Source organism: Methylobacterium sp. PvP105 (assembly GCF_017876975.1).
In the GTDB taxonomy this organism is placed as follows: Bacteria; Pseudomonadota; Alphaproteobacteria; order Rhizobiales; family Beijerinckiaceae; genus Methylobacterium; species Methylobacterium radiotolerans.
Genome location: NZ_JAGIPA010000001.1, coordinates 4,978,232 through 5,004,009, shown reverse-complemented (window position 1 = coordinate 5,004,009; position 25,778 = coordinate 4,978,232). Strand labels below are relative to the sequence as shown.

At 72.9% G+C, this 25,778-nt stretch carries 26 protein-coding genes; 16 read left to right on the top strand and 10 right to left on the bottom strand.

Annotated features, from left to right (window positions below; genetic code table 11):
• Window position 1 precedes the first annotated feature (1 nt).
• Window positions 2-430, bottom strand: coding sequence for a DUF1810 domain-containing protein (locus J3A75_RS24455; RefSeq protein ID WP_012320547.1), 429 nt, complete (start codon window positions 428-430; stop codon window positions 2-4).
• A gap of 138 nt (window positions 431-568) precedes the next feature.
• Between J3A75_RS24455 and J3A75_RS24450 the strand changes: the two genes are divergently transcribed.
• Entirely contained in the window at window positions 569-952 is a 384-nt protein-coding gene (locus tag J3A75_RS24450) for a hypothetical protein (protein ID WP_012320546.1), read from the top strand.
• Between the two features lie 54 nt (window positions 953-1,006).
• Here J3A75_RS24450 and J3A75_RS24445 read toward each other — a convergent pair whose 3' ends face one another.
• Window positions 1,007-1,276 (bottom strand): hypothetical protein, encoded by a 270-nt coding sequence (locus J3A75_RS24445; RefSeq protein ID WP_012320545.1) that lies wholly within the window; start codon window positions 1,274-1,276, stop codon window positions 1,007-1,009.
• 207 nt (window positions 1,277-1,483) lie between these two features.
• Here J3A75_RS24445 and J3A75_RS24440 point away from each other — a divergent pair, with 207 nt between their 5' ends.
• Both J3A75_RS24440 and pcaD read left to right on the top strand, forming a co-directional pair.
• On the top strand, window positions 1,484-1,756 hold the full coding sequence (locus J3A75_RS24440) for a DUF2061 domain-containing protein (protein WP_024829219.1): 273 nt from the start codon (window positions 1,484-1,486) through the stop codon (window positions 1,754-1,756).
• 88 nt (window positions 1,757-1,844) lie between these two features.
• On the top strand, window positions 1,845-2,642 hold the full coding sequence (pcaD, locus tag J3A75_RS24435; protein ID WP_209650795.1) for a 3-oxoadipate enol-lactonase: 798 nt from the start codon (window positions 1,845-1,847) through the stop codon (window positions 2,640-2,642).
• 73 nt (window positions 2,643-2,715) lie between these two features.
• Here pcaD and J3A75_RS24430 read toward each other — a convergent pair whose 3' ends face one another.
• The 7 genes from J3A75_RS24430 to J3A75_RS24400 form a co-directional block, all read right to left on the bottom strand.
• Window positions 2,716-3,003, bottom strand: coding sequence for a hypothetical protein (locus J3A75_RS24430; RefSeq protein WP_070999981.1), 288 nt, complete (start codon window positions 3,001-3,003; stop codon window positions 2,716-2,718).
• A gap of 355 nt (window positions 3,004-3,358) precedes the next feature.
• Window positions 3,359-3,772, bottom strand: a complete 414-nt coding sequence (locus tag J3A75_RS24425; protein WP_012320541.1) for a histidine kinase — start codon at window positions 3,770-3,772, stop codon at window positions 3,359-3,361.
• A gap of 196 nt (window positions 3,773-3,968) precedes the next feature.
• Entirely contained in the window at window positions 3,969-4,214 is a 246-nt protein-coding gene (locus tag J3A75_RS24420; protein WP_024829221.1) for a hypothetical protein, read from the bottom strand.
• 98 nt (window positions 4,215-4,312) lie between these two features.
• On the bottom strand, window positions 4,313-5,932 hold the full coding sequence (locus J3A75_RS24415) for an ABC transporter substrate-binding protein (RefSeq protein ID WP_209650794.1): 1,620 nt from the start codon (window positions 5,930-5,932) through the stop codon (window positions 4,313-4,315).
• A gap of 184 nt (window positions 5,933-6,116) precedes the next feature.
• A complete protein-coding gene (locus tag J3A75_RS24410) occupies window positions 6,117-7,178 on the bottom strand; it encodes an MBL fold metallo-hydrolase (protein ID WP_029361336.1) in 1,062 nt (353 codons plus the stop codon).
• Window positions 7,179-7,295: 117 nt separating this feature from the next.
• Window positions 7,296-7,532, bottom strand: coding sequence for a DUF6894 family protein (locus tag J3A75_RS24405; RefSeq protein ID WP_012320537.1), 237 nt, complete (start codon window positions 7,530-7,532; stop codon window positions 7,296-7,298).
• A 480-nt stretch (window positions 7,533-8,012) separates the two neighbouring features.
• Window positions 8,013-9,233, bottom strand: a complete 1,221-nt coding sequence (locus J3A75_RS24400; protein ID WP_209650952.1) for a transglycosylase SLT domain-containing protein — start codon at window positions 9,231-9,233, stop codon at window positions 8,013-8,015.
• A 337-nt stretch (window positions 9,234-9,570) separates the two neighbouring features.
• Between J3A75_RS24400 and J3A75_RS24395 the strand changes: the two genes are divergently transcribed.
• From J3A75_RS24395 to J3A75_RS24345, 11 genes are all read left to right on the top strand, one after another.
• Window positions 9,571-10,761, top strand: a complete 1,191-nt coding sequence (locus J3A75_RS24395) for an inositol-3-phosphate synthase (protein ID WP_012320535.1) — start codon at window positions 9,571-9,573, stop codon at window positions 10,759-10,761.
• Window positions 10,762-10,801: 40 nt separating this feature from the next.
• Window positions 10,802-11,731, top strand: coding sequence for a hypothetical protein (locus tag J3A75_RS24390; protein ID WP_070999980.1), 930 nt, complete (start codon window positions 10,802-10,804; stop codon window positions 11,729-11,731).
• A gap of 44 nt (window positions 11,732-11,775) precedes the next feature.
• On the top strand, window positions 11,776-12,957 hold the full coding sequence (locus J3A75_RS24385; protein WP_058606201.1) for a class I SAM-dependent methyltransferase: 1,182 nt from the start codon (window positions 11,776-11,778) through the stop codon (window positions 12,955-12,957).
• Complete coding sequence (locus J3A75_RS24380) at window positions 12,957-13,952, top strand: Gfo/Idh/MocA family protein (protein ID WP_070999979.1); 996 nt, start codon at window positions 12,957-12,959, stop codon at window positions 13,950-13,952. The genes J3A75_RS24385 and J3A75_RS24380 overlap by 1 nt, the downstream gene beginning before the upstream one ends.
• Before the next feature lie 221 nt (window positions 13,953-14,173).
• Entirely contained in the window at window positions 14,174-15,775 is a 1,602-nt protein-coding gene (locus tag J3A75_RS24375; RefSeq protein WP_070999978.1) for a YcaO-like family protein, read from the top strand.
• A complete protein-coding gene (locus J3A75_RS24370; RefSeq protein WP_012320530.1) occupies window positions 15,772-16,644 on the top strand; it encodes a sugar phosphate isomerase/epimerase family protein in 873 nt (290 codons plus the stop codon). Before J3A75_RS24375 ends, J3A75_RS24370 begins: the two co-directional genes overlap by 4 nt.
• Window positions 16,645-16,729: 85 nt before the next feature.
• Complete coding sequence (locus tag J3A75_RS24365) at window positions 16,730-17,968, top strand: glycosyltransferase family 4 protein (RefSeq protein ID WP_070999977.1); 1,239 nt, start codon at window positions 16,730-16,732, stop codon at window positions 17,966-17,968.
• Window positions 17,969-18,156: 188 nt separating this feature from the next.
• Window positions 18,157-18,915 (top strand): PIG-L deacetylase family protein, encoded by a 759-nt coding sequence (locus J3A75_RS24360; protein ID WP_070999976.1) that lies wholly within the window; start codon window positions 18,157-18,159, stop codon window positions 18,913-18,915.
• Window positions 18,905-19,534 (top strand): uracil-DNA glycosylase, encoded by a 630-nt coding sequence (locus J3A75_RS24355; protein WP_012320527.1) that lies wholly within the window; start codon window positions 18,905-18,907, stop codon window positions 19,532-19,534. The genes J3A75_RS24360 and J3A75_RS24355 overlap by 11 nt, the downstream gene beginning before the upstream one ends.
• A 151-nt stretch (window positions 19,535-19,685) precedes the next feature.
• Window positions 19,686-20,774 (top strand): lysylphosphatidylglycerol synthase domain-containing protein, encoded by a 1,089-nt coding sequence (locus J3A75_RS24350; RefSeq protein ID WP_012320526.1) that lies wholly within the window; start codon window positions 19,686-19,688, stop codon window positions 20,772-20,774.
• Window positions 20,775-20,792: 18 nt separating this feature from the next.
• Window positions 20,793-22,064, top strand: coding sequence for an ATP-binding protein (locus tag J3A75_RS24345; RefSeq protein ID WP_012320525.1), 1,272 nt, complete (start codon window positions 20,793-20,795; stop codon window positions 22,062-22,064).
• On the opposite strand, the gene J3A75_RS24340 is transcribed toward J3A75_RS24345, so the two are convergent.
• Window positions 22,046-22,657 carry a glutathione S-transferase family protein gene (locus J3A75_RS24340; RefSeq protein ID WP_029359597.1) on the bottom strand — a complete coding sequence of 204 codons (612 nt, stop codon included), beginning with the start codon at window positions 22,655-22,657 and terminating at the stop codon, window positions 22,046-22,048. The genes J3A75_RS24345 and J3A75_RS24340 overlap by 19 nt on opposite strands.
• A 175-nt stretch (window positions 22,658-22,832) precedes the next feature.
• Here J3A75_RS24340 and J3A75_RS24335 point away from each other — a divergent pair, with 175 nt between their 5' ends.
• On the top strand, window positions 22,833-25,307 hold the full coding sequence (locus J3A75_RS24335) for a heavy metal translocating P-type ATPase (protein ID WP_209650793.1): 2,475 nt from the start codon (window positions 22,833-22,835) through the stop codon (window positions 25,305-25,307).
• On the top strand, window positions 25,304-25,762 hold the full coding sequence (cueR, locus tag J3A75_RS24330) for a Cu(I)-responsive transcriptional regulator (protein ID WP_012320522.1): 459 nt from the start codon (window positions 25,304-25,306) through the stop codon (window positions 25,760-25,762). The genes J3A75_RS24335 and cueR overlap by 4 nt, the downstream gene beginning before the upstream one ends.
• Window positions 25,763-25,778: the final 16 nt, after the last annotated feature.

Here is a 25,778-nt window from a genome sequence, read left to right as displayed (position 1 = left end):
CCTAGCCCGCCCCGAGCTTCGCCAGAGTCCGCGGGTCGGGGACGCCGTCGAAGTAGCGCGCGAGCGCGTCGGCGAAGACCGGCTCCCCCGGCACGGCGCGGGCGAACAGCGTCATGCTGGAGCGGAACTTCAGATCGTCGGGCGAGCCGAAGATCGCGTGTGCCGAGCGCCCGGCGACGGCGTTGACGGCCGCCGTGCAGGCGCGCAGGCGCGCGCCGAGCACCGGGTGCGCCGCGTAGGCCTCGGCCTCCGCGAGCGACCCGATGGCGTAGCGCTGCGCCATCGGGCTCGCGCCGAGCCCGGCGATCTGCGGGAAGACGAACCACATCCAGTGGCTGCGCTTGTCCCCGGCCTGCAATTCCGCCAGGGCGCGCGGGTACACGCCCTCCTGCGCGGCGACGAAGCGGCCGAGTTCGTAGGTGTCGGTCATGCGCGGCTCCGATGCCCCTGCCTCGCTGGGTCAACCGCGCGGCGCCGGCCGCGGATGCACGCGCGAAGGCGCGCGCGAACGCGGGCGCGGATCCGGGTCGCCGCAGACGCCGCGTCGGGATTGGTGTAAGCGCCGCCCATGCTCGGAACGCTCGTCGCCTACATGGTCGCGAACCCGGCGATGAGCCACGCGCTGACGGCGATCCCCGAGACCGCCGGAATGGCGGCCGCGCTGATCCTGCTGCGCAGCCCCCGCCCGGAAGGCGTCGCGGCGCTCGTGGTCTCGACCTACTATTACGGCCGCGAGGCCGGGCAGCGGGAGCACGACATCAAGCATGCGGGCTGGGACGCCGTGCAGGCGCATCTCGGCGCCGAGTTCCTGTACGGCTGGTCGCTGCCGAACCTGCAGCAATGGGTGGCACCGACCTGCGCCGCCTGGGCGGTGGCGGCGGCGATCTACCTGGTCCGGTCGCGGGCGGCGCGGGCGGTGCCCGCTCGGCCGCCGGGGCGCGGGCGGCCCTGATGGGCAGCCCGGCCGCACCCGCCGCGCGATCGCGCGCGGCGCCGGGTGCCCGGCTCAGGCGCGGGTGAACGGCCCGTCCGCTGGCCCGATCTCGCTGCGGTCCCCGAGAAGCCGCCGCCCCGAGGCGATGATCTGGACCGTCTCGCGGCTGCTGCACTGGCGCCGCGCCAGGGCCTCCAAGTCGCGCAGGTAGTCGATCACCGGGCTGCGCTGCTTGTCGGCGCGGCCGATCACCGGCTCGACCTTCGCGGTCACCAGACCGCCGACCGTGTCCCAGAACTCCGCCGGGCGGGTCGCGGCGTCGCCCATCGCAGGCTCGTGCATCGCTGATCTCCTCTGGCCTCGCCGCCGCTCTTGTCGAGCGTTTCGGCCGCCGGCGCATTAGCTCATGTTGAAGACGATCCTCCGGATCGCCGGGCTCGCGGCATCGTCATCCGCGCGCCGGGCGGTCCGACGGGACGGCATCCGGTGGCGCGGCCCGCAACGGACAGCGCCGCCGCGCGTGTCTCGGATGGACAGCAGGGAGCCCGTATGCCCGCCGACAACGTCCCGACCCAAGATGGCCGCGCGCCGGAGCCCGCCCGGACGGGCGCGCCCCCCGCCGGGGAGAGCCGCCTCCGCTCGATCGCCAAGGCCATGAGCTGGCGCGTCGTCGGGAGCCTCGACACGCTGCTGCTGTCCTATCTGTTCACCGGAAGCGTGCTGGTCGCCGGCTCGATCGCCTCGACCGAGACCGTGACCAAGACCGTGCTGTACTACCTCCACGAGCGTGGCTGGGGCCTGATTCCCCTTGGCCGCGCCTGAATGCCGTCGGGGGATGGCGATGCCCGCGATCCCCGCCCCGCCGCCCGCCGGCGCGACACCCTCGAGAGCCCGGACCGGAGAGAGCCGCATGCCGCAGATCACCGTCGGAGGACTCGGCCTCCGCTACCACCTTGAGGGTCCCGAGGACGCTCCGGTCGTCGCCTTCTCGAACTCGCTGGGGGCGACCCTTGAGATGTGGGACGCGCTCCTGCCGGCGCTCGCGGGACGCTACCGGACGCTGTGCTACGACACCCGCGGCCACGGCGGATCGGACACGCGCGACCGGCCCACGGCGGTCGCGGATCTGGCCGGGGACCTCGCGGGCCTGCTGGACGCCCTCGGCATCGGCCGGGCCCATCTGGTCGGCCTGTCGCTCGGCGGGATGACCGTGCAGGCGCTGGCGAGCGCCGATCCCGGACGGGCGCTCAGTGCCACCCTGATGGCGACGGCGGCCTTCCTGCCGAGCCAGCAGAGCTGGGATGAGCGGGCCGCGACCGTGCGCGCCCAGGGAACGTCGGCCGTGGTCGAGGCGACGCTGGGGCGCTGGTTCACGCCGGGCTTCGCGGCGCGCGACCCCGAGGCGGTCCGGGCTGTCCGCGAGCGATTCCTGGCCTGCGATCCGGCCGGTTACGCGGTCTGCTGCGGGGCGATCGGACGCATGGATCTCCGTCCGGCGCTCGGAGCCATCACCGCGCCGACCCTGGTCATCGCCGGCCGCGACGATCCCTCGACACCTCCGGCCATGGCCGAGGAGATCTGCGGCGGCATCGCCCAGGCCGAGCTCGTCGTGCTGCCCCGCGCGGCGCACCTGCTGGCCGTCGAGCGCGCGGGCGCGGTCGGCGCCTACCTTCGCGCCTTCCTCGACCGCGCCGCGCCGGGCGCGTAGCCGGGCCGCCGCGGCGTCCCGGCGATCGCCTCAGGGGAGGGGTCGCGCGCCGCGAGCGGGATCCTGCGCCGCTTCAGTGGCAGGCGATGCCGACATCGGCGGGCGACATGCCGCGCGCCAGGCGCCGCCCGGTCCGCAGCAGCGCCTGTTCGAGCAGCGCCACGGTCAGCGGATCGCCGTCCTGCTCGGCCAGTTGATAGGCGGCGAGCAGCGCGTCGCCGAGCTCGCCGAGCCGGTCCGTCGGGTCCGCATCCGCGACGTCGGCGTCCCGCCCGGTGCCGGTGTCACGCCCGTCGGCCAGCGCGCACAGTTCCGCGCGGCGTCTCGCGTTCGCTTCGTCCTCTGGTGAGCCGTCGCGCATCGTGTTGGTCCCTCAACCAGTTCGAGGGTGCACCTACAGGTTGCGAGCCGTCAACTCCCCCCGGCGTGCCCGGCGAGCGGTCGAGCGTCGCATCTCTCCGGATGGGTAAACCGGGTGCCGAACGGTCCGCCGGCCCGCGCGACGGAGCGCGGAGACGCCGATGCCCGATGCCGTATGAGGGCCGATGCGGGGGCATGCCAGAAAAGGTCGGCGACAAACCACAACTTTTGCGTGCAGATCCGGCGGATGGCGCGGTCCGGCAAGGTGAACGGATGGTTAAAACGCGGTGAGGCCCCCGCGGCAGCTCCGCGGGGGCCTCACTCATCGACGCACCATCAGGAGCGTCCGGCCGGTATTACTTGATGAGGGCGAGGAGGGCCTTGCCGGCCTTGGAGTTCAGCTCCTTGGCGTCGAGCGTGCCGTCGTTGTCCGGATCGGCCATCTTGAAGCGCTCGCCGACGGCCGCGAGGTACTCCTTCTTGTCCAGGGTGCCGTCGTTGTCCGGATCGGCCTGCTGCACGCCGGCCTTGCTCAGGCGGCCCTTCAGCTCCTTGGCGTCGAGCGTGCCGTCCGAGTCCTTCTCGAGACGGTCGAAGGTCGCCGAGGCCACCGCCTCCACTTCCTTCATGTCGACGGTGCCGTCGTTGTCGGTGTCGATCATCTTGACGGCGCTCGCTCCGCTCACCGGCTTGGCGAGAGCGGCCGGAGCAGAGAGGCCGCACACCGCGAGGGTCACCGCCGCGAAGCCACTGATGAAACGGAGGGTCATTGCCAGATGCTCCCGAAATTTGATGCTCGATCTTCCTAGTCTCCGACTCGCCGTGCTGCAAGTGCGAAATTCGACCCTGTGGGTTGAGCGCGCCGTCTCGGCTCGGTCGCCGGCGAGTCGGCATAGAAAAAGGGGCCGGCGCGAGCCGGCCCCCGAAGAGGACGCGCAATCACCGGACGGCGATCCGCGCGGCGAGTCAGTATCCGTAGCCGCGCCGCATCACCGGGCGGTCGTCGTCGAAGCGCTGCCGCCGGTAGAGGCGGTCCTCGTCGTAGGCGCGGTCGCGTCGATACTCTTCGCGGCGGAAGTCGCGCTCCCGATTGGCGCGGGAGCGCAGGTCGACGCTCGGCCCGTCGGGGCCGATCTCGATTCGCTGCGCCGCGGCGGGGACGACGCTCGCGAGGGAGGCGGCCAGGACGGCGCCGGCAAGCAGGGTCTTCATGGGACTCTCCTTCGTGCGTTCGGGGTCCAACCCGTCTTCGCGCCGATCGTTCCCGATGTTCTCCCGTTCTTCCCGCGCGCCTCACAGTTTCGGATGGATCAGGCGAGCGTCGCGAGGTCCTGAAACCAGTGCTGCGCCTGGACGTAATTCTTCACCCGCGACGACAGCGCGTGCGGATTGGTGTCGTGAACCACCCAGACCTGCACGGCGTCGTCGACGACGATTTCGTGGATGCGCGCGAGCAGCCGGTTCTGCTCGGCCACGTCGAGGCTCGCCTTCACCTTGTCGCAGAGGGCGTCGACCTCGGGGTTGCGGTAGTGGCTCCAGTTCACGCCGTTCGGCGCGATCTGACGCGAATCGTAGAAGCGCAGGATCGCGTAGAACGGGTCGGACGTGACGTAGGCGATGTTGCCGGCGCTCACGCCCTTGAGGCTCGGATCCGCGGCGCCCTGGCGCCACGCCGTGTAGGCGACCTCCAGCTCGACGGTCTTGAACTCCACCTGGATCCCGATCTCCGCCCAGCTCTGCTGGACGAACTCGTTGATCGGCAGCGACAGCATCTGCCCGGTGCCGCCGGTCGGGATCAGGACCGTGGCCTTCGCGGGGTTCTTCACCGAGTAGCCGGCCTCCTCGACGAGCTTGCGCGCCGCCTCGACGTCGGTCCGGATCCTGAAGCCCGGCTTGCCGAACCACGGGCTCGACTCCTGGACCTGCCCGACCGCGGGCTGGGCGAGACCGCCCATCAGCTCGACGACGCCCGCGCGGTCGATGGCGAGGTTGGCGGCCTTGCGCAGGCGCAGGTCGCGCCAGGGCGATCCCTCCAGCATCGACAGGTGGTAGTTCCAGACATGGGGCGTCTCGTTGCCCACGACCCGCATGCCGGCGGCCTTCAGGCGCGGCACCGCGTCGGGCGCGGGCGCCTCGATCAGGTCGACGCTGCCGGACAGGAGCGCGTTCACCCGGGCGAGGTCCTCGGGCACGCAGGTGAGGGTCAGCTTCGCGAGCTTCGGGACCCGCTTCGGGTTCCAGTAGCCGACGTTCGGCAGCAGCTCGAGGCGCACCCGCGGCACCAGCTGCCCCATCCGGAACGGCCCGGTCCCCGAGGGCTCGAAGGCGAACTTCGCCCAGTCCTTCCCGACCTTCTCGTACTGCGCCGGCGACGAGATCAGGAACCAGAGCATCTGGTAGGGGAACAGGCTGTCGGGCGTCTTGGTGACGACCTGGACGGTCTTGGCATCGAGCTTCCGGTAGCTCGCGACCCCGGGCAGGCGCGGGCGGACCTGGGCGGCCTGCCGCTGGTCGAAATGCGGCGCCTCCTTGTTCAGCACCTTGTCGAAGTTCCAGATCACCGCGTCGGCATCGAAGGCCGAGCCGTCGTGGAAGGCCACGCCCTCGCGCAGGTGGAAGGTCCAGACCTTGGGGTCGGCCGGGTCGGCCTCCCACGCGGTGGCGAGGCCCGGCACCATCTTGCCGGGCCGGTCGGCGACGTCGAGCTCCCAGGCGACCAGGGGGTCGTAGAGGGTCAGGCCGGTGAACTGGTAGCCGCCCGCGCCCCGGTCCGGCTGCCCGGTGGTCAGCGGCAGGTCGGTCATGGAGATGCCGTAGGTCAGGGTGCCGGGGGCCGCGCCCTGCGCGCCGGCCCGGCCCGCCGCTCCCAGCGCCGCGAGGGCGACGCCCCCGGCCATCAGGGATCGGCGTGTCGGCTTGATCGGGTCCATCGTGTCTCTCGGCTGAAGGCGCGGGCGCCGCACGGAGCGGCACCGGCCGTCAGGCGCGCGACGGCGCTGCCCCAGCCTCCTCCCCATGCTGCATACAGAATGATGCACGCATCGTGCCCAATGCCCGCCTGCGCCTGCCGTCGCTTCCCGAGACAGCGCGGAGACAGCCCGGAGACAGCGCGGGTCAGGCCTCCCAGACTTGGCCCGGCCGGAGTGCGACGAAGCGCTCGGCCGGGATACCGGCGCCGCCGAGGGCCGCCGCGAGCGCCTCGACGGGCCGCTCGATGCCCTCGTCGGTGAGCTGGAACGTGCCCCAATGGTGGCCGAGGGCCTGCTCGGCGCCGAGCAGGGTGAAGGCCTTCACGGCCTCGGCCGGATCGACGTGCTGGGCCTGCATGAACCAGCGCGGCTCGTAGGCGCCGATCGGCAGCGTCGCGAGGCGCGGCGGCCCGAACCGGGCCCGGACGTCGGAGAACAGCGCGCCGTCGCCGAAGCCGGTATCGCCGACATGGTAGTGCACGCCGCGGGGCGAGGTCAGCACGAAGGCGCACCACAGTGCCATCCGTCGGTCGTTGACGCCCCGGGCCGACCAGTGGTTCGCGGGGGTCAGGTGGACCTGCAGCCCGTCGCCGAGATCGACCGACTGCCCCCAGTCGCGGGTCTCGACATGCATCGTGTCGTCGTAGCCGCGCAGGATCGTGTCGTTGCCCAGGGGCGCCACGATCAGCGGCTGGTGCGCCTGCCAGATCCGGGCGAGGCTTGGCCCGTCGAGATGGTCGTAGTGATTGTGGGTGATGAGGACCGCGTCGATGGGCGGCAGGTCGGCGAGGGCGATCCCCGGCGGGTTGACGCGCTTCGGCCCGGCGAAGCGGACCGGGCTCGCGCGCTTGGCGAAGACCGGATCGATCAGGATGTTCCGGCCGGCGACCTGCACGAGGTAGCTCGCGTGGCCGATCAGCACGACCCGCAGGCCTTCGACCCGCTCCGGTGGCCGGTCGGCAGGATAGGGGCTGGGGAAGCTCTTCGGCCAGGGCTCGCGCTGCCGCTTGGCCTGCCAGCGCAGCACGTCCGGCAGCGCCTTGTCGGTCGACTGTCCCGGCAGGAAGAACCGCAGCCCGTCGAAATGGTCGGAGGTCGGGCCGCGGTAATAGGGATTCCGTCCGCGCCGGTGCGCGGCGTAGCCGACGCCGCCGAGCGTCATGACCGTGGCCGCACTCGCGACCGTGAGCAGGCTGCGCCGTTTCATGGATCCGAGATGGCCGGAACCGGGGGGCGGTCAAGCGCCGCCGCGGCGCGGCGGGGAGCCTCAGGGCGGATTCGGCGCGGTCTCAGGGGCGCATCGCGGGCGCGGAGGGCGCCCGCCTCACTCCACCATCTCGGCGGCGAGGGACAGGCGCGCTCGGTAGACCACCTTGCCGACGCCGTCGCGGACGCAGGCCACGTAATCCTGGCGCTCGACGTCCGGCAGCATGTCGCGGGCGATCGCCGACATGATCCGGGTGACCTTGGCGCGGGCCGCCGGCAGATCCGGCAGGTCGAACCCGACCTCATCGTGGATCGGCTGCGAGCCGTCGTGCAGATCGATGAAGTAGCGGGGCATCGGCGCCAAGCGTCTCTTAGAGAAGTAGTCTGCCGACAGGATTGGTCTTGCTATGGTTAACAGTGCCTTAAAAGCCGAGGTCTGACGCTGCTCGGCGGTCGGGCGAGAGCCCGTCTCCGGCCCCGATGCGCCGCCCCTGAACCGCCGGATGCTCCGGGGCGCCGCGGGCGGGGCCGGAAGCCGGAACCGCGGTCGGCGCGAGAGCCGTTCCCGATCGCGTCGCGACGGTTCGGAACGAAGACGATTCCGTGCGGGAGAGCCGCGCCATTCCTCATTTTCACGCCCCCCTCTCCCGACGGGTCTCGGGCCTGCCCGAGATCCGCCCGAGGTGACATCTGGGCGCCTCGATCGGGGACGGCGCCTCGATCGGGGACGATGTCGGCAGGGAGGACTGTCAATCCGACAGACCCGGCGCGCCGAAGCGGCGATCCAACTTGCTCAGGCAATTGGCTCAGGCGAGCGGGCGCCCCGACGGGGTCCTCACACCCCGTCCGGTGGCAGCGCCTCCGTCACCTCGACGCGGCGGTTGCCGGCCACGGGAGCCGTCTCCTCGGCGGCGGCGACGTCGCTCTGGACCGGCGCCTTGTCGAGGGCCTCGGCGACCGCCGCCACGCCCTGGTAGCGGGTCAGCCGCCGGTCGATCATGCCGTCGATCCGGTCGTGCAGCTCGGACACGGTCAGGCTGCGGCGCTTGCCGCCCGTCTTCTCGGTGAACAGGCTGCGATTGGCCCGGGCCGCCGTGCGGAACTCGCGTCCGGCGACCTCGTCGGGCTTCTCGGAGGAGAGCGACAGGAAGCGGCCGGCGCTCGCCGTGCCGAGGAAATGGGCGAGGTACAGCTCGGTCGTGGTGAGCGCGCGCCCGACCCGGGCCTCGATCCGCTCGCGATCGCGCTTGATCAGCTCGGCCGCCATCAGCGCGGCGACGCGCGGGTCGTTGCGCAGGCCGAGCACCCGGGCGCGCATGCTGCCCGCGACGGTGATCGCGGCGCCCCGGCCCTTCACGGCGGCGGCCTCCTCGGCGAGCCCGTAGCGGGCGCCGTAATCGCGGATCATCTCCAGCCAGGTGCGGGCGACGAACTGGAACAGCCCCTGCGCCGAGGATGTGGCAGCCTTCGCGTCCGTGTCGAAGCTCGATTCCTTGTCGGCCAGCGCCATCATGTAGACCGGATCGACGCCGGCCTCGTCGGAGGCCTTGACGATCGTGTCGACCACCTTGCGCGGCACGCTGCGCTCGCCGAACTTGACCGCGTCCTGCTCCTGCGTGACCCGCGGCAGGGCCGCGAGGTCTTCCTGGATCAGGGCCGTGGTGGCGGGCTCCTGCTCCGGCACCGGCAGGCCGTTCCAGGCGTCCTTGGCCGCCCGAGCCTCTGCGGGAACCGCGGGCTCGGACGCGCGTTGTGCGAGGGCCTGCGCGGCCCGCGGGCTGGTGTCGACCCGGTCATGGGCCTGGGCGGCCGGCGCGAAGTAGGCGGGCGCGAAGGCGGCCTGCGGCAGGCCGAACCCGGCGACGAGCCCCAGGGCCAGCGTCCCGGAGATCCGGCCGAGGCCGGTGCGGCGAAGTGACCGGCGCCCTGTCTCGCGTCCGGCCCGCGGCAGCCACGCCACGGCTTCATCCTCGAAATGGCCCGTGCCGGTCAGGGTCTGCGGCACGAGTCGGCTCACGTCGTCGGCGCGACGCGCCGGCTCCGGGAAAACCCCCATCATTGGTCCTCTTCAGATCGGTCCTTGCGTCCGCCCGGCTCTGACGGCCGGGTTTTTTCCGGAAGCGGCGGCCCTATCGACGCCGGCCGTGACCAGAATGGGACGGCCCCGTGATCCAAGCGTGGCACGGTCAAGGAAGGGTTAACCCTGCTCGTTAGGGTCACGTTAACGCCGCCGGCCGGCCCCGCGCGGGAGGACGGTGGGGCAATGTTGTCGCATTCGGCTTGGAACGCGGCACCGCCGAGCCAGTTAGGTACGGCCCCGGGGGGGCGAATTTCCGTCCCAGGACGGACCCTTCAAGACGCCACCCGCGTCCGCACAAGGACATCAGTTACCGATGAGCATGCAGTCCGGTCGCCGCGTCGGTGTCGCGTTCGTAGGCATGGGAGGCGCTGTCGCCACCACTGCCATCGCCGGCATCGAGATGATCAAATCCGGCTCCAACCGTCTCGACGGGCTGCCGCTCGCCGGTCTCTCTGTGGCCGGCATGGCCGACTACAAGGACCTCGTCTTCGGCGGCTGGGACCTGAACGGCGACGACCTCGCCTCCGCGGCGAGCGGGCACGGCGTGCTCTCGAAGGACGATATCGAGAACGGCGCCCAGGTCCTGAAGGGCATCACGCCCTGGCCGGCGGTCGGAAGCGCCAAGTTCTGCAAGAACATCGACGGCCAGAACCGGATCGTCGCCAAGGACCACCGCGAGGCGGTCTCGGTGATCGCCAACGACCTCCGCCGCTTCCAGAAGGAGAGCAACCTCGACGACGTCGTCGTGGTGAACCTCGCCTCCACGGAGCGCTGGCCCGACCTCAACGACCCGACCCTGAACTCGACCGCCGCCTTCGAGAAGGGCCTGGATTCGAGCGACGAGGCGATCTCCCCGGCGATGCTCTACGCATACGCGGCGATCAAGAGCGGCATCCCCTACGCCAACTTCACCCCGAGCGTGGCCGCCGACGTGCCGGCGCTCCTGGAGCTCGCCAAGGAGCTGAACGTCCCGGTGGCCGGCAAGGACGGCAAGACCGGGCAGACCATGATGAAGACTGTGCTGGCCCCCGCCTTCAAGGCGCGTGCGCTCCACGTCGACGGCTGGTTCTCGACCAACATCCTGGGCAACCGCGACGGCCTCGCCCTGAACGACCCGAACTCGCTGCAGTCGAAGCTCAACACCAAGGGCACGGTGCTCGACTCGATCCTCGGCTACCCGGTCGAGGACCACCTGGTGCACATCCACTATTACCGGCCGCGCGGCGACGACAAGGAGGCCTGGGACAACATCGACGTCACCGGCTTCATGGGCCAGCGGATGCAGATCAAGGTCAACTTCCTCTGCAAGGACTCGATCCTGGCCGCGCCGCTCGTCATCGAGATCGCCCGCGTGCTCGATCTCGCGAGCAAGCGCGGCGACGGCGGCGTGCAGGAGCAGCTCTCCACCTTCTTCAAGGCGCCGATGGTGAAGAACGGCCACGGGCCGGAGCACGCCTTCGGCAAGCAGGAGCAGATGCTCCGCGACTGGCTGGGCGTGCACTAGGCGTCGTCGAAACCAGGGGGCGGCTTTTCGGAACGAGACGATGCCAAGCGAGACTCAGTCGCCCCATTCCGGCGCCGCCGCGCCGGAGGCGTTGCGCGACCTCCTGGTCGAGATGAACGACCTCAAGCGCGTCCGCTCGGCGGGCCGCCAGGGGTCGATTGCCGAGCGGCTGTTCGCGCAGGGGTGGGGGCTCCTCACCGGCGGCGGCGCGCCCGACGACGTCGCCCTCGACATCGCGGCCGTCACCCTCGCGGCGACGCGCCTCTGCGACCTCGACGCGGCCTTCCTGACCGCGGCGGGGCTCTCGGACGAGGCCGCCTCCGCGGTGCTGGTGGCGGGCTTCGACGCCGTCACCGGGGACCTCGATCCCGATCTCCGCGACCGCCTGCGCGCGCGGCTCGCGCCGCGTCCGGCGGGCCGGCCCGGGCCGCTGCCGGGCTTCGTCGGCGCCCTGGCGCAGCAGCCGCGGGCGGGCGTCACCTGTCCCGGCCGCGCCCGGATCCTGCTGGAGCCGCCGGAGAACCACGCCGAGCATTGCCTGATCGTGGCGGTCTACGGCGTCTGCCTCAGCCCGTTCTACCGGGCCGATCCCGGCACCGTGTTCCTGGCCGCGATGGCCCACCACTTCCACAACGCCGCGATGCCGGATGCCGGCTTCACCGGCGAGATGCTGCTCGGCGACCATCTCGGCCCGATCATGGCGACCACGACCGCCTGGGCGCTCGCCGAACTCGCCGAGCCCCTGCGCGGTCAGGTCGAGCGCGCCCGCGCGGTCCTGCCCGACGACGCCACCGCGGAGGGCCGCGCCTTCCACGCGGCCGACTGCATCGACCGCGTCCTGCAGATCGCCCAGCACCTGCGCGGCGCCTCGACCACGATGGGGATGGTGCTCGACGAGTGGGAGCTGGTCCATGCCGGCCCGGTGAAGGGCTTCCACGATCGTGTCCTCGCCGACATGCGCATCCCTTGATCGCCGGACCCGGTCGCCCATCTGCCCGGGCGGCCCCGAGAACCATGATCCCGTTCGAACTCAGATCGCCGGACACCGGCAACCCGCTGAAGGCCGACGGCCCGCACGCCCTGCGCGACGCGGAGACCGGCGCGCGCTGGCCCGTGATCGACGGCATCCCGTACCTGCGGATCAACCGCGACGCCCTGGTCGAGCGGGTGCTCGCCCATCTCGACGCCGGCGAGCCCGACGAGGCGCTGGCCGCCCTCCTGGTCGATCAGGACGATTGGTGGAACGGCCCGCCGGCCGATCCCGCCGGGATCATCCGCCTGATCAAGGAGCGCCGCACCGCGACCCTGCGCGACGCGGTCGAGCTCCTCGGCTGGGGACGCGTCGGCGACTACTTCCTGCACCGCTGGAGCGACCCGACCTTCCTGGCCGGCCTGTCGCTGCTGGAGGCGCACTGGAACGAGCCCGTGTGCGTCTTCGAATTCGCCTGCGGCATCGGCCACTACCTGCGGGAGCTGCAGCGGCGCGGCTGCAAGGTCGCCGGGGCCGACGTGGTCTTCGCCAAGCTCTGGGTGGCCCGCCACTGGGTCGTCGCCGAGAAGGCGCAGCTCGTCTGCTTCGACGCCGGCTCAGCCCACTGGCCGATCCCGGGGGCTCCCGTCGATCTGGTCGTGTGCAACGACGCCTTCTACTTCCTCGACGACAAGGCGGCTCTGCTCGAGAGTCTCCGCCAGAATGCCGGCGATGACGGCTGGCTGGCGCTGAGCCACATCCACAACCGCGACTGCCCGGGCTTCTCGGCCGGCCGAGCGGTGACGGCCGAGGAGATCGCCGAGCTGTTTCCCGACGCCCTGGTCTACGACGATGCGGAGTTGACCCGGGCGCTGGTCGCGGCGCGGGCGCCGGGCCCGCAGGAGCCCGCGGCCCTGCGGAGCTGCGAGGCGTTCTCGCTGGTGTGCGGTCCCGGCATGCGCCCGGCGCCGCGCGCGCTGGTCGACGGGCTGACCCTGCCGAAGCCGGGGACCGTGCTGCGGCTCAACCCGCTCTACGCGCCCGAAGGCGAGGGTTACGTCATCCGCTGGCCCTCTGAGCGCTACGAGGCGGAATACGGCCCCCGCGCCACCTACCCGCTGCGCTCACCCGGACCCGAGACGCTGACTTTCGACGAAGGCCTCGAAGCGTCGGAGACGCAGCGCGTGCGCGTGCGCGAATTCGTCGATCTGCCGGAGCGTTGGTGATGGACGCGGTCGGCTGGGGCATCGTCGGCTACGGCTGGGTCGCCCGCGACTACATGGAGCCGGGCATCCGCGCCGCCGGCCACCGGCTGGTGGCGGTCAGCGATCCGAATCCGGACAGCCGCGCGGCCGCCGAGCGGGCCGGCGCCCGCGGGCACGCCGATCTCGCCGGCCTGATCGCCGAGCCCGCGGTCGAGGCGGTCTACGTGGCGACACCGAACCATCTTCACCGTGGCGCCGTCGAGGCGCTGGCTGCGGCCGGCAAGGCTGTGCTGTGCGAGAAGCCCATGGCGGCGACGCTCGGGGACGCCGAATCCATCGTCCGGGCCGTCGAGTCGCAAAACATCTTCTACGGGACCGCCTTCGACCAGCGGCACCACCCGGCCCACCGGGCGATCCGCGCGCAGGTCGCAGCCGGGCGGCTCGGCACGATCACGACCGTGCGGATCGTCTACGCCTGCTGGCTCGGGCGCGACTGGTCGGAGGCCGGCCAGCCGAACTGGCGGATCGACGCCGCCCAGGCCGGCGGCGGCGCCCTGATGGACCTCGCTCCGCACGGGCTCGACCTCGTGGACTTCCTGCTCGGCGAGCCGATCACCACCATCGCGGCCCTGACCCAGACCAAGGCCCAGGATTACGCGGTCGATGACGGCGCCCTGCTGATCGGGCAGACGGCGGGCGGTGCCTTGGCGAGCCTGCACGTCGCCTACAATTGTCCCGACGCACTGCCCCGCCGCCGCCTGGAGGTGGTCGGCACGAAGGGCCTGCTCGTCGCCGAGAACACGATGGGCCAGACGGCCGGCGGCTCGCTGACCTTCATCGACGGCGCCAGCGGCCGCGCGGAGCCGCTCGCCTTCGACGCCGACAGCTCGCCCTTCGCCGAGCAGGTGCGCGCCTTCGGCTCGGCCCTGCGCCGGCCCGAGGAGCGGGCCGCGTACTCGGCCTCGCGCGACCTTCACACGATGCGGCTCGTCGCCCGCGCCTACGGGCAAGGGTAGCGACCGCAGGACAGGATGACACAACACCGAGCCGGGACCCGATCCATTCAACCCGTGCCCTCATCCTGAGGTGCTGCGCAGCAGCCTCGAAGGAGGGCTCCAGGGAGCACAGCGCCTTCTGGAGCCCTCCTTCGAGGCCTCGGCTGCGCTTCGGCATCTCAGGATGAGGTGGGTGGATGGGACAGGGCTCGGCGCCGGTTCGCGGCAGACGGGAACACGACTTGACCCAACCAGACGCCTTTCACGACCAGGACGACCGCGCCCGCCACGAGCGGATCAAGGCGCCGCGCCCCTACCGCTTCGGCGCCAAGCGGCCGATCGAGGGGTTGCCCGGGACCCTGCCGGACCCGGTCAAGGCCTATCTCGACGTCCTGCCGGAGGGGCGCGTCGTCGGCTTCCCGCTGGCGCCCCTCGATCGCACCGGCGTCCCGGTCTGGTTCGTGGCCCTGTTTCTCGACGACCCGTTCTTCGTGGGCGCGATGCCGTCGGGCATCGGCTACGGCGCCACCGACGACGAGGCGCTGATCGGCGCCGTCGCGGAGATCGCCGAGAACCTGATGCCGTCGCTCGCGGTGCTGCCGCGGGCGAAGGAGCGGGCGAGCTACACCGATCTCGTCCGGGTCTACGGCGCCAAGTCGGTCGCCGACCCGCTGACCCTCTGCCTGCCCGCCGGCTCCCCGGTCGGCCGCGACACGGTGCTCGAATGGACCCCCAGCGTCCGGCACGCGACGGGCGAGATCGTCCTGATGCCCCTCGACGTCGCCGCGACCGACTATTTCGAGCTGTCGGAGGGCTACAAGCCCTTCACCAACCTGATCACCAACGGCCTCGGCGCCGGCCCGGACGTGCCCTTCGCGCTGGGCCACGGCGTGCTGGAGCTGCTGCAGCGGGACGGCAACGGGCTGCTGTTCCGGGCCCTCGACCAGGGCGTGATGCTCGACCTCGAGGGGATCGGTCCGGAGAACGCCGCGATGCTGGCCCGGCTCAAGGAGCTCGGGATCCGGGCGCTCCCGAAATTCGCCACCGACCAGTTCGGCCTGACCAACCTCTACGTCGTCGGCTACGACGAGGATCCGGCGCGGACCCCGGCGCCGATCGCCCTCTCGGCCTGCGGCGAGGCCTGCGACCCGGACCGGGAGCGGGCGCTGCGCAAGGCGCTCCTGGAGTTCCAGGCCGCGCGGGTCCGCAAGACCTTCGGCCACGGCCCCCTCGACATGGCCGCCACGGTGACGCCGCCGGGCTACGTCGACGCGTTCATCCAGAAGGCGCTGCCCAGCCTGGACCTGGAGGAGAGCCGCGCCCTGCAGGCCATGCTCGAATGGATCGAGATGCCGGCGGCGGACCTGCGCGGCGTGCTGGCCGACACGGTCTATTCCGAGCGCAGCACGAAAAGCTTCGCCGAGCTGCCCTCGACCCCGGCCGCCGACGGCCACGCCCGGGGGAAGATCGCCTGCGACCGGCTGCTGGAGGCCGGGTTCGACGTGCTCTACGTCGATTGCACGCCCCCGGGGGGCGGGGTCGGCGTCGTGAAGGCGATCGTGCCGGGGCTCGAGGTCGAGACCATGAGCTACTACCGGATCGGCGAGCGCAACACGAAGAAGCTTCTCGACCGCGACCACCCGCTGATCACGTTCGGCACCGAGAGCGAGACCCTGCGCCCGGTGCGTCTCACCCCGGAGGCCTTGGAGCGGTTCGGCGGCCAGCCGCTGTTCGACGTGGCCCTGGCCGAGCGGATCGTCGGGCGGCACTATCCGCTCTACCGCGAGCCGGAATCGCACCACGCGCCCTTCCGCCTCGCCCAGCGGAAGGGGAGGGCGGCGTGACGCTCCGGTTCGCCTACAACACCAACGGCGCGGCCAACCACCGCCTCGACGACGCGCTCCACCTGATCAAGGCGGCGGGCTACGATGGCGTGGCGCTCACCCTCGACATCCACCATCTCGACCCCTTCGCCGAGACCTGGGCGGCGGAGGCCGGCCGGGTGGCGAGTCTGCTGGAGAAGCTGGAGCTGACCTGCGTCATCGAGACGGGTGCCCGCTTCCTGCTCGATCCGTCCGCCAAGCACGAGCCGACGCTCGTGACCGCCGACGCCGCGGGCCGCGCCCGGCGCGTCGGCTTCCTGAAGCGCGCGATCGAGATCGGCGCGATGCTCTCCGCCGAGGCGGTCTCGTTCTGGGCCGGCGTGCCGAAGCCCGGCGTCGATCACGGCGAGGCCCGGCGCTGGCTGGTCGAGGGTCTGCACGAGGTCGCGGCCTTCGCGGCCGAGTCCGGAATCGTGCCCTGCCTGGAGCCCGAGCCCGGCATGCTGATCGAGACGCTCGACGATTACGCGGCGCTCGACGTGCCGGGGCTGAGGCTCGCCCTGGACACGGGTCACTGCCTCGTCACCGGCGAGCGCGAGCCGGCGGCCGCCGTGCGGGAATTCGCCGACCGGATCGGCACCGTGGCGATCGAGGACATGAAGCGCGGCAGCCACATCCACCTGCCCTTCGGCGAGGGCGACATGGACGTGCCGGGCGTGCTGGAGGCTCTGGAGGCGGTGGGCTTCGGCAAGCTGATCTGCGTCGAGCTCTCCCGCGAGAGCCACCGGGCCGACGTGATGATCCCGCAGGCGCTGGACTATCTCCGCGGCTGCCGGCGCCCCGGCCCGGTCCTGGCGGGCGAGCAGGAGACGCGGCGGCAATGGCAGTGAGGGCCGAATTGCGGCGAGGCGAGGATCGGGCACGGGAGAGGGAGCGCCTCGGCGCCTCTCTCGGTCTCTGCGAAGGTGCGGTGCGATGAGAATCCTCTTCCTCAGCCGCCGCTATTTCCCGGCCATATCGGGCATGAGCGTCTACGCGCAGAACCTGCTGCGCGAACTCGTCGGCGCCGGCCACGACGTCACGATGATCTCGCAGTACCGGGGCGACGCCTTCGGCACCCGGGTCTACGGGGGCGGGCCGCCGCCGCCGGTGCCGGGCGTGCGGGTGATCGGCCTGGAACAGCTCGGCGAGCAGACGTCGGGCGATTTCGAGCGCGACATCGCCACGATGGTGGACGCGATCGCCCGGGAGCACGCCCGGAACCCCTTCGACATCCTGCACGCCCAGTACGGCTACCCGACCGGCTGGGCGGTGCTGCTCGCCGCCCGCAAGCTCGGCGTGCCGAGCGTCGTCTCGATCCAGGGCGGCGACGGCCACTGGGTCGGCTCCTGCTGCGAGACCCACCGGGTCGCCATGTGCGAGGTGCTGGCCCACGCCAACGCGCTGCTGATCGGCGGCGCCTCCTTCGTGGACGAGGTCTGCGAGCGGCTCGGGTCGGACCCGGCCCGCTTCACCATCGTGCCCGGCGCGGTCGACACCGATCGGTTCGCGCAGGGCACGTCCGACGGGCTGCCGGCGCCCCATGACGGGCCGGTGCGGCTGTTCTACCACGGCCGGGTCGACCGTCGGAAAGGCGTGCTGGACTTCATCGAGGCCCTGGCGATCCTGCGCGCGCAGGGCACGCCCTTCGCGGCCACGATCTCGGGAATCGGGCCCGACGTGGACCCGGCCAAGGCGCTCGCCGCGGAGCACGCCTTCTCGGAGCGCGCGATCGCCTTCACGGGCTACGCGGAATACGGCTCCGTGCCCGACCTCTACCGCCGCGCCGACGTGTTCGTCTCGCCGACCTACGCGGAGGGCTTCTCCAACACGATCCTGGAGGCGCTGGCGGCCGGGCTCGCCACCGTGTCGTGCCACGCGGTCGGCGTCTCGGACTGCCTGCGCGACGGGGAGAACGGGCTGCTGGTCAACCCGGGCGACGTCCCGGCGCTGGCCGCGGCGCTCACCCGGATCGTCACGGACGCCGATCTGCGCCGGCGCATCGCGACGGCCGGCCTGGAGGAGTGCCGGCGGGTCTACTCGTGGCACGCGGTCGGGCGGCAGATCATGGAGGTCTACGCGCGGGTGCGCCACGAGCAGCCCGCCACCGATTTTCCCGAAGACCTGCCCGACGACCCGACCTGCCGCTTCCGCGCCGAGCCGCACCTGCTCTGAACGGTCCGCCAGCTTCGGGAATCCCGATCCACCCCCTCATCCTGAGGTGCCCGCGTCAGCGGGCCTCCCAGGATTCCTCCAGGGATCACAGCGCTGCTTGAAGGGCTCCTTCGAGGCCCCCGCTGCGCAGCGGTACCTCGGGATGAGGTCGCGGGTCGGACGTCGTGCCCGCCGACAGGCTCTGAACCATGCCCACCGCGCTCGCCCTCTCCCCCCATCTCGACGACGCGGCCTTCTCGTGCGGCGGCCTCCTGGCAAGCCTCGCGCAAGCGGGCTGGCGCGTCGTGATGGTGACCCTGTTCACCGGCAGCGTCGCCGAGCCGAAGGGCTTCGCGCTCGCCTGCCAGCTCGACAAGGGCCTGGGACCGGAGATCGACTACATGGCCCTGCGCCGGGACGAGGATGTCCGCGCGGCTGCCGCGCTCGGCATCGCCCCGCCCGTGCACCTGCCGTTCCGGGAGGCGCCGCACCGGGGCTACGGCTCGGCGCCGGAACTCTTCGCCGAGACCCGCGCCGATGACGGCATCGCGGACGACCTCGCGCCCGCCGTCGCGGCGCTGATCGCCGCGGACAAACCGGATCTCCTCCTCGCCCCCCAGGCGATCGGCGGCCATGTCGATCACGTCCAGGTGGTCCGGGCTCTGCGCGGCCTCGACCCGCTTCTCCCGATCCTGTGGTGGCGCGACTTCCCCTACACGGTGCGCGAGGCTGCGCCCCGGGAGCCGCTCGCGGACCTCTTCGCGGAACTTCCCGAGGCGACGGTGACCCTCGACCCGGAGTGCCAGGCCCGGAAGCGCGCCGCCTGCGCGGCCTATGCCAGCCAGATCGGCTTCCAGTTCGGCGGCGTGGCCGGCCTCGACGCGCGCCTCGCCCGGGAGACGGGCACCGAGCGCTTCCGCCGGTCGCGTCGCGGCGGCCCGACGATTCCCGGCCTCGATGCCGGCTGAGCCGCGGGCCCCGAAGGCGCTGGCCGATCCGGAGGCCCTGGCGGCCCGCCGCGCCCTGATCGACAGCCCCCACATCGCCCCGATCCGGGCCCTCGCGGCGCGCATCGCGGCCGAGCGCGGCGCCCCGGTCCCGGCGCCCGACCCCCTGGATGGCGGCGTCGGGGCGCGGATGCTCCTCCTCCTCGAGACGCCGGGCCCGGCGGTGCTGCGCACCGGCTTCGTCACCCGCGACAGCGCGAACGGCACGGCCGCGAACCTGTTCCGCTTCCTCGCCGAGGCCGGGCTCAGCCGGGCCGACACGCTGATCTGGAACGCGGTCCCCTGGCTGATCCACGCCGAGGGCGCCCGCAACCGGGCGCCCCGCCGGGCGGAGGTCGCGGCGGCCGCGCCCTATCTGGCCCCGCTCCTCGACCTGCTGCCGCGCCTCGCCGTGGCGGTGCTGGCCGGCCGCTTCGCCGGGGAGGCGGCGCCGTCCCTCGCGGCGCTCCGCCCCGACCTGCCGGTGATCCGGGTGCCGCACCCGAGCCCGACCTATGTCTGCACCGCGCCGGAGGTGCCCGAGCGGATCCGGCGCGGCCTCGCGGAGGCGGCCGCGATCCTCGATCGGGCCTCCGGCTGAGGATAGATCGCCCGTCACGGGCCTGCCTTCCCTGGCCTTGCGCGCCGGTTCGGCCTACATGCGGGGCAACGGGCCGCGGTCCGGGAGATTCCGGCACGGGCTGACGGCCTTCGGCCGGGCCGCGCAGCCGGAAGGGCGGACGCCGATCGGCATGAATTTTCAGGGACAGCACCGGAGCCCGGTCGAGCCGGTCGAGCCGGTCCAGCACGATGCCGGAGCGGGCTCGAAGCGGAAGAGCCGGCGCAGCCGCTATGCCTGGATCGGCACGGCGGCCAGCATCGTGCTGTTCGCGGTCTCCCTCGGCGTCCTGTGGAAGCTCGTGCAGAGCGTCAGCTGGGCGGAGGTGCGCAGCGCCATCGCGGCCGCGACCGCCGAGCAGCTCGGCCTCGCCTTCCTGTTCGTCGGCGTCAGCTACCTGTTCCTGACCGGCTACGACGCGCTGGCCCTGCGCCAGCTCAAGATCAAGGTGCCGTACCGGATCACCGCGCTCGCCTCGTTCACGAGCTACGCGGTGAGCTTCACCCTCGGCTTCCCGCTGCTCACCGCCGGGACGATCCGCTACTGGATCTACGCGCGGCAGGGCCTCTCGACGGCCAAGATCGCCGCGCTCACCGTCATCGCCGGCTTCACCTTCTGGCTCGGCATGGGCGTGGTGCTGGGCCTGAGCCTGATCATCGAGGCCGGCCAGCTCGCCGGGCTCGCCTTCACGTCGATCCGGATCAACCAGGGTGTCGGCCTCGCGGCGCTCGCCCTGGTGCTCGGCTACCTGGCCTGGGTCTCGGCCAAGAAGCGCAGCATCACCGTGAAGCACTGGCGCCTGGAGCTGCCCGGGGCGTCCGTGTCGATCGGCCAGATGATCGTCGGCATCGGCGACGTCTGCGCGGCGGCGGCTGTGCTCTACGTCCTGCTGCCGCAGGAGACGACGCTGGGCTTCACCACCTTCCTGGCGATCTACGTGCTGGCCGCCATGCTGGGGATCGCGTCGAACGCGCCCGGCGGCATCGGGGTGTTCGAGGCCACCGTGCTCCTCGCCCTGTCGAGCCTGCCGCGCAACGAGGTGCTGACCTCGCTGCTGCTGTTCCGGGGCTGCTACTACGTCGTGCCGTTCGTGACCGCCCTGGCGATGCTCGGCCTCTACGAGATCGTGAAGCGTGCGGGCGGTGCCCGCGATCCCGGCCCGCCGGAGGGCACGGCCGGGCCGTCCGGCCGGGCGTGGCGCGACGAGTCCGAGTCCCGCTGATCGGCCGGCGCGCCCGCCATGTCCGGCCGCCTGCGCAGCTCCCCCGCCTGGACTGGCGCCGCGATCGCCGCGGGCCTGCTCGGGCTCGCCACCGCCCTGGCCGGGCGGCTCGACCTCCCGCTGATCCTGATCGGGCTCGCGGCGGTCTGCCTGGGCGGCTGGCTCGGCGGGCGCGGCCGCGAGGCCCCCGTCGCGCGACCGGCCGCCGCCACGCCGCGCCACGCCGTCGCCGAGGCGCTGCTCGCCCACGTGCCGGACCCGGTCATCCTCGTGGACCGGCGTACCCTGGTGCTGGAGGCCAATCCCGCCGCCCGGGCGCTGCTGCCGGCGCTCCATCAGGCCCGGCCCCTGTCCTTCGCGCTCCGCGACCCGGAGGTCCTCGACGGCATCGAGGCGGTGCTGAGTTCCGGCCTCCCGCGCCGGGTCGCGCTGTCGACCCGGGTGCCGCTGGAGCGGACCTTCGAGGTCCAGATCGGCGCGCTGCCGATGCCCGACGGGTCCGGCGTGAGCGCGCTGCTGTTCCTGCGCGACCTCACCTCGGCCCGGCGTCTCGAGGCGATGCGGGTCGATTTCGTCGCCAACGCGAGCCACGAGCTGCGCACGCCGCTCGCCACCCTGATCGGCTTCATCGAGACCCTGCAGGGTCCGGCCCGCGACGACGCGCAGGCCCGGGAGCGCTTCCTGGAGATCATGCGCGTCCAGGCCCAGCGGATGACGCGGCTGATCGACGACCTGCTGTCGCTGTCGCGGATCGAGCTGCGCGAGCACGTGGCGCCCACCGCGGTGGTCGATCTCGGGGCGCTCGCCCGCCAGATGGTCGACGCCCAGGGCCTGCCCGCCGAGGCGCGGGGCGCCACGATCCGGCTGGAGGAGGGGGCGGGCCCCTACGCGGTCCCCGGCGACGCCGACGAGCTCGCCCGGGTGATCGAGAACCTGATCGAGAACGCCGTGAAGTACGGCGGCGGCCGGATCAGCGTCGGGCTCGCCCGCGAGGACGACCCGCGCCTCGGGCGCCGCGTCGTCCTGTCGGTGGCCGACGACGGGCCGGGCATCCCGCCCGAGCACATCCCGCGGCTGACGGAGCGCTTCTACCGGGTCGACGTCGCGTCGAGCCGCGCCCGCGGCGGCACGGGCCTCGGGCTCGCCATCGTCAAGCACAGCCTCAACCGCCACCGCGGGCGGCTCGCCATCGAGAGCGCGGCCGGGGAGGGCACGACCGTGCGGGTCAGCCTGCCGGAATACGGCGCCGCGCCGCCGCAGGCCGCGGCCGATCAGGCCGGCCCGGCGTAGGGGCCGATCCCGAGCCCGCCCTCGACGCGCCCGACCCAGGCGCGGATCGCCGGGTAGTCCGCGAGGTCGAAGCCGCCCTCGTGGGCCATGCGCGTGTAGGCGACGAGCGCCACGTCGGCGAGGGTCAGGGTGCCGCCCGCCATGAAAGCCGAGCGCGCGAGGGTTCGTTCCATCAGCCGCAGGGCGTCGGCGCCGCGCTCGGCGAGCTTCGGGTCGAGATCCTCCGGCGACCGCGCGAGATAGTGGAGCTGGTAGCGGCGGACCGCGATGTAGGGCTCGTGGCTGTACTGCTCCCAGAACATCCACTGCAGCATGCGGGCGCGGGGCAGGGCCTCCGCGGGCACCAGCGCCGAGCCCTCCGCGAGGTAGACGATGATCGCGTTCGATTCGGACAGCACGGTGCCGTCGGACAGGACGACGATCGGCACGCGGCCGGCGGGGTTCAGGGCGAGGAACTCGGGCCTGCGCGTCCCGCCGCCCGGGACGTCGACGTCGCGCCAGAGCGCCGGGATGCCGAGATGGGCCGCGACCCACTTGACCTTGAGGCAGTTCCCGGAACCCGGGTCGCCGTAGATCGTCAGCGCTTCGCCCATCCGTGTCCCCGCCGCTCCGGTGGCGCGGACCTTGGCCGGGCGCGCGCGATTCGACAACGGCGGCGGCCCCGCATCGGCGGGCCCGACCGGGGAGGTCGCCCGCCAACCCCTTGACCTTCCCATGATGGGAAGCCCCATCTGACCGGGCATGGACGCTTCGAACCGGATCACTGCCATGTCGAAATCCGTCGCCCTCACCCTGCCCGTCGAGGGCATGTCCTGCGCCTCCTGCGTCGGCCGCGTCGAGCGCGCCCTCGCGGCGCTGCCCGGCGCCCGAGACGTGGCGGTGAACCTCGCCACCCACCGCGCCAGCCTCGTCCTCGACGGCGCCACGGGCCCGGGCGACGTCGCGACGGCGCTCGCGGATGCCGGCTACCCCGTCCCCGAGACGCAGAGCCTGCTGGCCGTCGAGGGCATGTCGTGTGCGAGCTGCGTGGGCCGGGTCGAGCGTGCGCTGGCCGCCGTTCCGGGGGTGACCGGGGCCAGCGTCAACCTCGCCGCGGGCCGGGCCGCGATCCGCCATCCCGAGGGCGTGGTGCCGATGGACGCGCTGGTGGCGGCCGTCGAGACGGCCGGCTACGAGGCCCGGCCGGTCGAGGCCGGCCATCCGGCCGACCCCTCGGCCCGTCAGGCCGAGGAGGGCCGCGCCCTGCGCCGCGACCTGATCGTCGCCGCCCTGCTGTCGGCGCCCGTCGTGGTCCTCGACATGGGCGGCCACCTCCTGCCCGCCCTGCACGGAGGCCCCGTGACGGCCCTGATCCAGGCGGTGCTGGCCACCCTGGTCCTCGCCGGCCCGGGGCGGCGCTTCTTCCTGCGCGGCGTTCCGGGCCTGCTGCGCGGCCATCCCGACATGAACGCCCTGGTCGCCCTCGGTGCCGGCGCCGCCTACCTGTACTCGCTGGTCTCGACGCTGGCGCCCGATCTCCTGCCGGCGGGGGCGGCGCACCTCTACTTCGAGGCGAGCGTCCTGATCGTCACGCTGATCCTGCTCGGCCGGACGCTGGAGGCGCGCGCCAAGGGGCGCACCGGCCAGGCGATCGCGCGGCTGATGGACCTGACGCCGAAGACCGCCCGCGTCGTCCGCGACGGTGCGGAGAACGAGCTCCCCCTCGACGCCCTGCGCGTCGGCGACGTGGTCCGGGTGCGCCCGGGCGAGCGCGTGGCGGCTGACGGCGCCGTGGTCTCGGGCACCAGCCACGTCGACGAGAGCATGGTCACGGGCGAGCCGGCCCCGGTGCGCAAGGGGCCCGGCGATCCCGTTGTCGGCGGGACGCTCAACGGCCGCGGCAGCCTCGACCTCCGGGTCGGGGCCGTGGGCGGCGCCACCGTGGTGGCGCAGATCGCCGCCATGGTGGAGCGCGCCCAGGGCGGTAAGTTGCCGATCCAGGCGCTGGTCGACCGCGTCACCGGGCGGTTCGTGCCGGCGGTGATCGGCATCGCCGCGGTGACCTTCCTGGCCTGGCTGATCCTGGCGCCGGCCCCGGCCCTGGGGCCGGCCCTGGTGAACGCCGTGGCGGTGCTGATCATCGCCTGTCCCTGCGCCATGGGGCTGGCGACGCCCACCGCCATCATGGTCGGCACCGGGCGCGCGGCGGCGCGCGGCGTGCTGTTCCGCGACGGCGCGGCGCTTCAGGGCCTGCGCGACGTGCGGGTCGTGGCCCTCGACAAGACCGGCACCCTGACCGAGGGGCGCCCCCGGCTCACCGAGATCGTCCCGGCCGCCGGTGTCGCGGAGGACGCGGCGCTGGCCCTCGCCGCCGCGCTGGAGACCCGCTCCGAGCACCCGCTGGCCGGCGCCGTCGTGGCGGCGGCCCGCGACCGCGGCCTCGCCACGCCCGAGCCCGACAGCTTCGAGGCGGTGGCGGGTTTCGGGATCTCCGGACGGGTCGCGGGCCGGGCCGTGGCCCTCGGCGCGCCGCGCTACCTGGATCGCCTCGGAGTCGCCCTGGACCCGGATCTCGCCGCCCGGGCCGCGTCGCTGGCGGGCGCGGGGCGGAGTCCGATCCACCTCGTCCTCGACGGCCGCCACGCGGCGATCCTGGCGGTGGCCGATCCCGTGAAGCCGGGCGCCCGCGCGGCGGTGGCAGCCCTGAAGGCGCGCGGGCTCGCGGTGGCGATGGTCACGGGCGACGATCCCGTCACGGCGGCCGGCGTGGCGCGGAGCCTCGGCATCGACGCCGTGGCCGCCGGCGTGCTGCCCGGCGGGAAGGTCGAGGCCGTGCAGCGGTTCCGGGCCGCGCACGGGCCGGTGGCCTTCGTGGGCGACGGCATCAACGACGCGCCGGCGCTGGCCGAGGCCGATGTCGGGCTGGCGATCGGCACCGGCACCGACATCGCCGTCGAGAGCGCCGACGTGGTGCTGATGTCGGGCGACCTGGAAGCCCTGGTCGAGGCTCTCACGCTGTCGCGGGCGGTGATGGCCAACATCCGCCAGAACCTGTTCTGGGCCTTCGCCTACAACGCCGCGCTGATCCCGGTGGCGGCGGGCGTGCTGGTGCCGTTCGGCGGCCCGGCCCTGTCGCCGGTCCTGGCCGCGGGCGCCATGGCGTTCTCGAGCGTGTTCGTCCTCGGCAACGCCCTGCGGCTGCGCCGGGCCGGCGGGCGGCCCGCGGCGGCCGCGACGCCGGCCCTCGCCGCGAGGCCGGCATGAGCGCGGCGAACCTGACGATCGGCGAGGCGGCGCGCCGCACCGGCGTCTCGGCCAAGATGATCCGCTGGTACGAGGCGACCGGCCTGCTTCCGCCGGCCGCCCGGTCCGAGGCCGGCTACCGCCATTACGGCGAGGCGGACCTGCACACGCTGCGCTTCATCCGCCGCGCCCGCGACCTCGGCTTCAGCGTGGGCGCGATCGCGGATCTCCTGGCGCTCTGGCGCGACCGGGCCCGGCCGAGCGCCGGGGTGAAGGCGATCGCGCAGGAGCAGATCGCCGATCTGCGCCGCCGCATCGCCGAGATGGAGGGGATGGCCCGGACGCTGGAGCATCTGGCGGAGGCCTGCTGCGGCGACGCGCGTCCAGAATGTCCGATCCTCGATGATCTCGCGGCGCCGGATCACGGGCCGACGCGGCAGCGGGCGATCCGCGCGCTCGCCAAGCGTGGCCGTTGACGGCGGCTCTGGCCCC

Bases quoted from the DNA above. Each gene is read 5' to 3' on its own strand.
- J3A75_RS24455 (WP_012320547.1), bottom strand. From the start codon at position 430: ATGACCGACACCTACGAACTCGGCCGCTTCGTCGCCGCGCAGGAGGGC.
- J3A75_RS24450 (WP_012320546.1), top strand. From the start codon at position 569: ATGCTCGGAACGCTCGTCGCCTACATGGTCGCGAACCCGGCGATGAGC.
- J3A75_RS24445 (WP_012320545.1), bottom strand. From the start codon at position 1,276: ATGCACGAGCCTGCGATGGGCGACGCCGCGACCCGCCCGGCGGAGTTC.
- J3A75_RS24440 (WP_024829219.1), top strand. From the start codon at position 1,484: ATGCCCGCCGACAACGTCCCGACCCAAGATGGCCGCGCGCCGGAGCCC.
- pcaD (WP_209650795.1), top strand. From the start codon at position 1,845: ATGCCGCAGATCACCGTCGGAGGACTCGGCCTCCGCTACCACCTTGAG.
- J3A75_RS24430 (WP_070999981.1), bottom strand. From the start codon at position 3,003: ATGCGCGACGGCTCACCAGAGGACGAAGCGAACGCGAGACGCCGCGCG.
- J3A75_RS24425 (WP_012320541.1), bottom strand. From the start codon at position 3,772: ATGACCCTCCGTTTCATCAGTGGCTTCGCGGCGGTGACCCTCGCGGTG.
- J3A75_RS24420 (WP_024829221.1), bottom strand. From the start codon at position 4,214: ATGAAGACCCTGCTTGCCGGCGCCGTCCTGGCCGCCTCCCTCGCGAGC.
- J3A75_RS24415 (WP_209650794.1), bottom strand. From the start codon at position 5,932: ATGGACCCGATCAAGCCGACACGCCGATCCCTGATGGCCGGGGGCGTC.
- J3A75_RS24410 (WP_029361336.1), bottom strand. From the start codon at position 7,178: ATGAAACGGCGCAGCCTGCTCACGGTCGCGAGTGCGGCCACGGTCATG.
- J3A75_RS24405 (WP_012320537.1), bottom strand. From the start codon at position 7,532: ATGCCCCGCTACTTCATCGATCTGCACGACGGCTCGCAGCCGATCCAC.
- J3A75_RS24400 (WP_209650952.1), bottom strand. From the start codon at position 9,233: ATGGGGGTTTTCCCGGAGCCGGCGCGTCGCGCCGACGACGTGAGCCGA.
- J3A75_RS24395 (WP_012320535.1), top strand. From the start codon at position 9,571: ATGAGCATGCAGTCCGGTCGCCGCGTCGGTGTCGCGTTCGTAGGCATG.
- J3A75_RS24390 (WP_070999980.1), top strand. From the start codon at position 10,802: ATGCCAAGCGAGACTCAGTCGCCCCATTCCGGCGCCGCCGCGCCGGAG.
- J3A75_RS24385 (WP_058606201.1), top strand. From the start codon at position 11,776: ATGATCCCGTTCGAACTCAGATCGCCGGACACCGGCAACCCGCTGAAG.
- J3A75_RS24380 (WP_070999979.1), top strand. From the start codon at position 12,957: ATGGACGCGGTCGGCTGGGGCATCGTCGGCTACGGCTGGGTCGCCCGC.
- J3A75_RS24365 (WP_070999977.1), top strand. From the start codon at position 16,730: ATGAGAATCCTCTTCCTCAGCCGCCGCTATTTCCCGGCCATATCGGGC.
- J3A75_RS24360 (WP_070999976.1), top strand. From the start codon at position 18,157: ATGCCCACCGCGCTCGCCCTCTCCCCCCATCTCGACGACGCGGCCTTC.
- J3A75_RS24355 (WP_012320527.1), top strand. From the start codon at position 18,905: ATGCCGGCTGAGCCGCGGGCCCCGAAGGCGCTGGCCGATCCGGAGGCC.
- J3A75_RS24350 (WP_012320526.1), top strand. From the start codon at position 19,686: ATGAATTTTCAGGGACAGCACCGGAGCCCGGTCGAGCCGGTCGAGCCG.
- J3A75_RS24345 (WP_012320525.1), top strand. From the start codon at position 20,793: ATGTCCGGCCGCCTGCGCAGCTCCCCCGCCTGGACTGGCGCCGCGATC.
- J3A75_RS24340 (WP_029359597.1), bottom strand. From the start codon at position 22,657: ATGGGCGAAGCGCTGACGATCTACGGCGACCCGGGTTCCGGGAACTGC.
- J3A75_RS24335 (WP_209650793.1), top strand. From the start codon at position 22,833: ATGTCGAAATCCGTCGCCCTCACCCTGCCCGTCGAGGGCATGTCCTGC.
- cueR (WP_012320522.1), top strand. From the start codon at position 25,304: ATGAGCGCGGCGAACCTGACGATCGGCGAGGCGGCGCGCCGCACCGGC.